Raw genomic sequence first — 6,857 nt, forward strand, 5'->3', positions numbered from 1 at the left:
GGGCCCCGCGGGCCGGCGACACCTGATGCCGGGCCTGGGGGAGGCCGTCCGGTCGCCCCGCCAGGCCCCACGCGGCGGCGATGACGAAGGGCGAGGCGAGGACAAGCAGGTCCGGCCGGCGCGCCAACGCGGCGCCGAGACCGACGAGCAGGGCGACGACGAGGGCCCGGACGTGTGCCGCCGTCGGCTCCCAGCGGCTCCCGCTCATGGGCCGCTCGCCGGGGTCGGGACCGACCGCAGGATGTCCTCGACGATCGCGGACGCGGTGATATCGCTGGCCCACAACTCCGGCCGCACGCTCACGCGGTGGTCGAGCACGGGGTGCGCCACGGCCTTGACGTCCTCGGGGGTGACATAGTCGCGGCCGGCCAGCACGGCATACGCACGAGAGCACAGCAGCAGAGCCAGCGAGCCACGGGGCGAGGCGCCCACGAGGACCTGGGCGTGCCGGCGAGTCGAGCCGGCGAGCCGGACGCAGTACTGGCTCACCGAGTCGTCCACCGTCACCGTCTCGATCGCCTGCTGCATGGCGAGGAGGCCCGTCGGGTCGGTGACGGCGCGCAGACTGTGTTCCTCGGTGCGCCGGCCCATCCGCGCGGTGAGGACCTGCCACTCCTCGGTCGGGCTCGGATAGCCGAACTCCAGGCGCATCAGGAAGCGGTCGAGCTGGGCCTCGGGCAGTGGGTAGGTGCCTTCGTACTCGATGGGGTTGGCGGTCGCGAGGACGTGAAAAGGCTTGGGGAGCGGGAAGGTTCGCCCCTCGACCGTGACCTGGTGCTCCTGCATCGCCTCCAGCAGGGCCGCCTGGGTCTTGGGAGGGGTGCGGTTGATCTCGTCGGCGAGGAGGAGCCCGGCGAAGATCGGGCCGTGCCGGAACTCGAAGGTCGCGGTGCGCTGATCGAAGACGAAGGAGCCCGTCAGATCGGCCGGCAGCAGGTCCGGAGTGAACTGTGCCCGCTTGAAATCCAGCCCGAGCGCGGTCGCGAGACTGCGTGCGGCGAGGGTCTTGCCGAGACCGGGGAAGTCCTCCAACAACACGTGCCCGCCGGCGAGGACGCCGGCGAGCAGAAGGGTGAGGGCGTCGCGCTTGCCGACGACGGCTCGCTCGACCTCGTCGAGGATCTCGCCGCCCAGGCGGGAGGTGGTGGGCAGGTCCATTCAGAGCCTCTCGATGCGCTGGAGCATGGTGTCGATGGTGTGGATCGGCCTGCGCCGCATACCTTCCGGCGCATTGAGGTATGCCGCGACCTCGCCCCCGAGGAGGGCGCCCGGGTCGTTCTCAGCCTGGCCGTGGACCCGGCGCTGGCTGAGCCGGTCGCTCACGATCGCCGAGATGATGCGGTGCAGTTCCTCGTCGTTCTCGCGCCGGGGCTCGTCGAGGAGGACCCGCAGGGCCGAGACCCGCGAGTCCCGGCCACGGTGCCTCGGGGGGTAGGGCCGGAAGACCTGCCAGCGTTGCGGCGTCCCCAGCCGGGCCAGGCGATAGACGACCCAGCCGATCACCCAGCCCGCCAACAGGATCGAGCAGAACAGCACGGCGTTGGGCGCCGGGGTGAAGGAGTACCACGCGATGCCGAGCGCGACGAGGATCACGGGGATGAGCAACCGCAGCACCCCGAAGGAGATCAGCGGTATGCCCGGCCCGGCGGGCCAGGTGGGGATCCGGGACCGCGTCACGGCGCCTGCTCCGCTTCCGGGACACGTGCGTGGGCGAGGCCCTCGTGGATCCGGGTCAGGGCGTCGACAGCGCGCTCCCGGTCGGCTTCGCCGAGGGCGTGCCGGCTGAACCGTGCCTCCCGGTAGAGGTCGGCCAGCCCAGCGATGGCGTCATCGTCGATCTCGAAGCGCCGCAGGACCGCGCTGGTCACCTCGGCGGGGGTCTCCCACGACAACGCCGGACAGCCGGCCCGGTCGATGGCGGCTTCGAGACGTTGCCAGCAGGTGACGATGGCGTTGTTGGGCGCTCCCGAGCGCAGGGCGGCGAACTGTTCGTCGGCGTCGTCGAGCACCGCCTCCGCCACCGGTTCCACGACGGGAACCTCGGGCGCCGGGATCTCGCGCGGTCGCCCGCGCCACAGGAGGAACAGTCGCCACAACACCGCGAGGACGAGGGCGCCGGCGAGGACCCCGAGGATCAGCCGCACCCAGCCGTTCGTGGCGAACTCCGGCGGCGAGGGGATCGGGGGCGGCGGGGTGGGTGCGGCCGGATCGACGACCGACGTCGGGGACGGCGTGGTGGTGGACACCGACGGCTCGAGCCGGCTTTCGTATGCATCGCCCACGACGAACACCGGCCCCGACCCGGCGACGAACATCGCCAGTCCGAGCACCACGGCGAGCACCAGCGCCACTGGCGCGTGGCGGCTCGCGGGTGCCCGGACGTCCATAACGTGCCCTCCTCTGCGTGCCGATGGCACTCGAGGCGAGACTATCCGGCGCGCTTCTCGGCGGGGATGAGCTCGACGTCCGCGGCGGCGATCGCCTCGCCCGCGGCATACTGCGGTTCGGCGGTGATCCGCCCCGCCGCCCGCAGGTCGTCCGCGGCGGCGCGGATCTGCTCCAACGCCGCGTGCGGCCCGGTGAGGGTCAACGCGGTGATCTCGGACCGCATACCGACCTTGGCCTCCGACTTCGCCTTGCGCACCGCGGCGAGCGCGGCGCCCACGGAGGCGAGCATCGTCGCGTCGCCGCCTTCCGGCAACTCCTCGGCCGTCGGCCACGAGGCCCGGTGGATCGACCCCTCGTGCCACCACGACCACACCTCTTCGGTCGTATAGGGCTGGATCGGGGCGAGCAGCCGCAGCAGCACGTCGAGGCCGAGCCGCAGGGCCGCGCGGGCGCTTGCTGCCGGACCCTCGCCCTGGCCGCCGTAGGCGCGGTCCTTGACCAACTCCAGGTAGTCGTCGCAGAAGGTCCAGAAGAACGCCTCGGTGATCTCCAGGCTGCGCGTGTAGTCCCACGACTCGAAGCCCGCGGTCGCCTTCTCGACGACCTCGCGCAAGCCGGCGAGCATGGCGAGGTCGAGGGGCTCGGTGACGGCCGCGCGCAGGTCGCCCTCCACCTCACCGAACGCCTCCACCTCCCCGAACGACAGTGCGAACTTCGTGGCGTTGAGCAGCTTGATCGCGAGGCGGCGCCCGACCTTCATCTGGCCCACGTCGTATGCCGCGTCGGTGCCGAGCCGGCCGCTGGCCGCCCAGTAGCGCACCGCGTCGGTGCTGTGCTCCTTGAGGATGTCCTCGGGCGTGACCACATTGCCCTTGGACTTGCTCATCTTCTTGCGGTCGGGGTCGAGGATGAAGCCGCTGATCGCGGCGTCGGTCCACGGGATCGTGCCGTGCTCCCAGTGCGCACGCACGACGGTCGCGAAGAGCCAGGTGCGGATGATGTCGTGTGCCTGCGGGCGCAGGTCCATCGGGAAGAGGTGGCCGAAGAGTTCGTCGTCGCGGCGCCAGCCGAGGGCGATCTGCGGGGTGAGCGAAGACGTGGCCCAGGTGTCGAAGACGTCCGGGTCACCGACGAAACCGCCCGGCTTGCCGCGCTGGTCCTCGGTGTAACCGGGGGGTGCGTCGGCCATCGGATCGATGGGCAGCATCTCCTCGGTGGGCAGAATATAGTTGTCCCACAACGGTTCTCCGTCCTCGTCGAGGGGATACCAGACGGGGATGGTCGGTCCGAAAAAGCGCTGCCGCGACACCAGCCAGTCGCCGTTGAGGCCGGCGACCCAGTTGGCATAACGGCTGCGCATGAAGGCCGGGTGGAAGGCGATCTCGTCGCCGCGGGCCACGAGCTCGGCGTTGAGGGCGGCGTCGCGGCCCCCGTTGCGGATATACCACTGGCGGGTGGTGACGATCTCCAGCGGCTTCTCGCCGCGTTCGTAGAAGTTCGCCTTGCGCTGGGTCGGCGTGGGCTCGCCGTCGAGGTCGCCGGATTCGCGCAGCAGCGCCACGATCGCCTCGCGGGCGCCGTATGCGGTCTTGCCGGCGATCTGCTCGGCATACAGCTGCTCGCCGGGGGTGCCGACGAGCCACTCCGGGTTCTCGTGGTGCATCCGGCCCGTGCGGGTGATCAGCGAGCGGGTGGGCAGCTGCAGCTCGCGCCACCACAGCACGTCGGTGAGGTCACCGAAGGTGCAGCACATCGCGATGCCCGCGCCCTTGTCCATCTCGGCGGCGGGGTGCGCGACGACGGGGATCTCGACCCCGAACAACGGCGAGGTGACCGTGGTGCCGAAGCGCGCGGCATACCGCTCGTCGTCGGGATGGGCGATCAGGGCCACCACCGACGGGATCAGCTCGGGGCGCGTCGTCTCGATGTGGAGGGGGCCGTCCTCGGCGTGGAAGGCGACCCGGTGGTAGTGGCCGGGGTAGTCGCGCGCCTCCAACTCGGCCTGCGCCACCGCGGTCTGGAAGGTGACATCCCACAGCCCGGGCGCCTCGGACTGGTAGGCCTCGCCGCGCTGGACATTGCGGATGAACGCCCACTGGCAGGTCGCCCGGGAGAAGTCGTCGATGGTGCGATAGGTCTGCTGCCAGTCGAAGGACAGGCCGAGGCGGCGAAAGAGCGATTCGAAGCTCTTCTCGTCCTCGACGGTGCGCTCCTCGCACAGCTCGAGGAAGTTGGCGCGGCTGATCGGCACTTCGTGGGCCGACTTGGTCGATGTGGCCGTGCCGCGGTGGGGCGGCTCGAAGTTCTCGACATAGGGCAGGGTCGCGTCACCGCGCACGCCGTAGTAGTTCTGCACGCGCTTCTCGGTGGGCAGGCCGTTGTCGTCCCAGCCGATCGGATAGAACACCTCGTGCCCCAGCATCCGTTTGTACCGCGCCATGCAGTCGGTGTGCGTGAAGCTGAAGACGTGTCCCATGTGCAGGCTCCCGCTCGCGGTCGGCGGGGGAGTGTCGATGGCGAAGATCTGCTCCCGCGGCAGGGTGAGCGCACGCTCCCGGTCGAAGGCGTAGGTGCCCTGCTGCTGCCATACCGCGCCCCACTTCTCCTCCAGGCCGTCGAGCGTGGGCCGCTCGGGGAGGGCAGGGTGCTGCGCGGGTGCGGTGGTCATGGTTGGGAATTCTTTCATCCCGTATGCCGTGGTCTCGACCGGGTTTCGCGCCGGTGTCCCGCGCCTTGGGTGATCTATAGGTGGCGCGCTTTGCTCACGATGCTGGTGGTGATCCCCGGCAGTGGGACGTCGGGCGAGGCCGAAAGATGCGCCTCGAGAACTGCTGGGCAATCCCACCCCCGTAGCGTCTGCGTCAAGAGGGGTATGCGGCCCGCCACCAGCCCTGGCCTGGTATGTCATGCGCGGTGCGCGCGAGGAGACCGCGGCGGCGCATAGGACGATAGCGGCGTGGCCTCTATGCATCCGCACCCGATCGGCGGCGGTTCCTTTCCCTCGCCAGTGGTCCCTGGGACAGGGTGGCCGGGGGATCCGGCCACCGCGTCGACATCGGTGGCGCGGGATGCCGGGTCGGTGGCAATCCTTGCCGGTCAATGCGATTCGCTCGCCGAGTTGGCGGCCGAGGTTTCGGTATGCCGTGCCTGTCCCCGCCTCGTTGCGTGGCGGGAGCAGGTGGCACGGGAGAAGCGGGCGGCGTATGCGGACCAACCCTATTGGGGTCGGCCGGCGCCCTCCTTCGGTGACCCGAACGCTCGTATCCTCATCGTCGGGCTGGCTCCCGCCGCCCACGGCGCCAACCGCACTGGGCGGATGTTCACCGGCGACCGGTCGGGGGATTGGCTGTATGCCGCGCTGCACCGCGCGGAGTTCGCCAGCCAGCCCGCGAGCACTGCCGCGGGTGACGGAATGGTCTTGCGCGGCATACGGATCACGGCGGCGGTGCATTGCGCTCCGCCGGAGAACAAGCCGACCACCGACGAGAAACGCAGTTGTGCGCCATGGCTCGATCGGGAACTGCTTCTCTCGCCGGGCGTTCGGGTAGTGATCGCTCTGGGTGGCGTCGGATGGGATGCCACGCTGGCCGCCGCCCGTCGGCTGGGCTGGGGAGTGCCGCGGCCGAAACCGAGTTTCGGACACGCGAATTCGACCATCGTCCGGCGGCCCGACGGGTCCGAGGTGTTGCTCCTCGGCTCCTATCACGTCAGTCAGCAGAACACCTTCACCGGGCGGCTCACCGAACCGATGCTGGACGCCGTCGTGATGGCGGCCCGGCGACGCGCATCGGGGGTTTAAAGGGCGGTTGTCGGTGGGCTCTGGCAGGGTCTGGTGAGCGGGCAGTTTGCGGGTCGTTATCGAGTTGTTGACTGGTCGTTGCGGTGGCGCTTGCGGAAGCTAATCACATTGCGCTGCAGCGAAATTCATCAGAATAGGCCTTGCGTGACTGATAGAACTGGAGTACGATAAGACCATGACGACCACGGCACACGATCCCCGACCTGGAGCTTCCTGCTCCCGTGGTCGCGCGTGCCCTGACGTTGTCCCTGACTTGCCGCCGCTGGAGCCGGCGCAGGTGGACGCGGCCTACGACTCCTGGGTCGCCGACGGCGGTCTGGCCCGCGAAGCGCAGGCGGATCACCAGCGCCTCGATGTGGAGGCGGACAGTCCCGAGTGGAACGCTGCCGACGAGGAGGCCTGGCTGGCAGCGCTCGATGCCCGGATCAGCGCGGGGGATTACGACGAGTGGCTCCGCGTGGAACTGGCCGCCCCGGCGGCCGATGCCACGCCCGGAGCGGACTCAGAGGTGACACCCACGCCGGCCTCCGCGCCAGGCCGTGTGGGCTTCGAGGGTTTGACGGTCTCCACCGTCACCGTGCAGGCATTCGTGGATTGGCTGGCGTCGGTGATCCCGCATCCGGACACTGTTGGCGACGCTGCCGTCGTCCCCGCCGATCGGCCGGCCGGG

The 6,857-nt window shown here is 70.1% G+C and carries 6 protein-coding genes and 1 pseudogene; 2 read left to right on the plus strand and 5 right to left on the minus strand.

Going from position 1 to position 6,857, the window contains the following annotated elements:
* The 5 genes and pseudogenes from BN11_RS23550 to valS all read right to left on the minus strand — a co-directional run.
* Positions 1–208 (minus strand): annotated as a pseudogene (locus BN11_RS23550) (hypothetical protein); the annotation flags it as partial.
* Positions 205–1,158, minus strand: a complete 954-nt coding sequence (locus BN11_RS07935; protein ID WP_048696413.1) for an AAA family ATPase — start codon at positions 1,156–1,158, stop codon at positions 205–207. The gene BN11_RS07935 and the pseudogene BN11_RS23550, both read right to left, overlap by 4 nt.
* Complete coding sequence (locus tag BN11_RS07940; protein WP_048696415.1) at positions 1,159–1,677, minus strand: hypothetical protein; 519 nt, start codon at positions 1,675–1,677, stop codon at positions 1,159–1,161.
* Positions 1,674–2,387 carry a DUF4129 domain-containing protein gene (locus BN11_RS07945; protein WP_083433611.1) on the minus strand — a complete coding sequence of 238 codons (714 nt, stop codon included), beginning with the start codon at positions 2,385–2,387 and terminating at the stop codon, positions 1,674–1,676. Before BN11_RS07945 ends, BN11_RS07940 begins: the two co-directional genes overlap by 4 nt.
* A 41-nt stretch (positions 2,388–2,428) precedes the next feature.
* Entirely contained in the window at positions 2,429–5,056 is a 2,628-nt protein-coding gene (gene valS / locus BN11_RS07950; RefSeq protein WP_048696417.1) for a valine--tRNA ligase, read from the minus strand.
* Positions 5,057–5,353: 297 nt separating this feature from the next.
* Here valS and BN11_RS07955 point away from each other — a divergent pair, with 297 nt between their 5' ends.
* Complete coding sequence (locus tag BN11_RS07955) at positions 5,354–6,187, plus strand: uracil-DNA glycosylase (RefSeq protein WP_048696419.1); 834 nt, start codon at positions 5,354–5,356, stop codon at positions 6,185–6,187.
* A 253-nt stretch (positions 6,188–6,440) separates the two neighbouring features.
* A partial coding sequence (locus BN11_RS23555; RefSeq protein ID WP_235435410.1) for a hypothetical protein occupies positions 6,441–6,857 on the plus strand: 417 nt, incomplete at its 3' end.

It is taken from the genome of Nostocoides australiense Ben110 (genome assembly GCF_001050535.1).
Taxonomy (GTDB): Bacteria; Actinomycetota; Actinomycetes; order Actinomycetales; family Dermatophilaceae; genus Nostocoides_A; species Nostocoides_A australiense.